Raw genomic sequence first — 507 nt, forward strand, 5'->3', positions numbered from 1 at the left:
GTTGTTGAAGGTGTGGGTGTCAGGGGGATTGCACCCGACGTAGGAGCCGAAGATCGCGTTCATGGGGCAGTAGACGTGCCAAGAAATGGCAGCCTTCGGTGAGGATGGGCGAGCTGGGCGGCTGTCCAGCCCCATGTTCCACGTTGAGTAGGGCTCGTAGGTGACGATGCCGTCGGGGTCGACCGAGGTGATGGCCCTGCCGACTTTCTCGTACAAGGTGTCCAAAGACACCATCGCTCGGCCGCACCAGCCGAAGGCAACATAGCAGGTGGGGTAGTGATGTCCCGGCCAAGGCTCGGTGATAATGTCGTATCCCATGACGCCGGGTTCCTGCCCGACGACCTGCGCGACGTGCCTCCACAGGGCCGCATAACGATCCTGCAAGCCCACTCCGCCCGGGCCCTTGGCATTGTCCAGGAAACTGTCGTAAGCCTTGATGAGTCCGAGGTTGAAGACCTGGTTGGCGGGGAAGCCAACCTTGAGCAGATTCGGTGCTCCCTTGTCGAG

The 507-nt window shown here is 61.3% G+C and carries 1 protein-coding gene; it reads right to left on the reverse strand.

Going from position 1 to position 507, the window contains the following annotated elements:
* Window positions 1–507, reverse strand: a 507-nt coding sequence (locus AADR41_RS42230; protein ID WP_342287785.1) for a hypothetical protein, incomplete at both ends; no start/stop codon positions are given.

The sequence above is a fragment of the Streptomyces sp. CLV115 genome, from assembly GCF_038448545.1.
GTDB classification, from domain to species: domain Bacteria; phylum Actinomycetota; class Actinomycetes; order Streptomycetales; family Streptomycetaceae; genus Streptomyces; species Streptomyces sanglieri.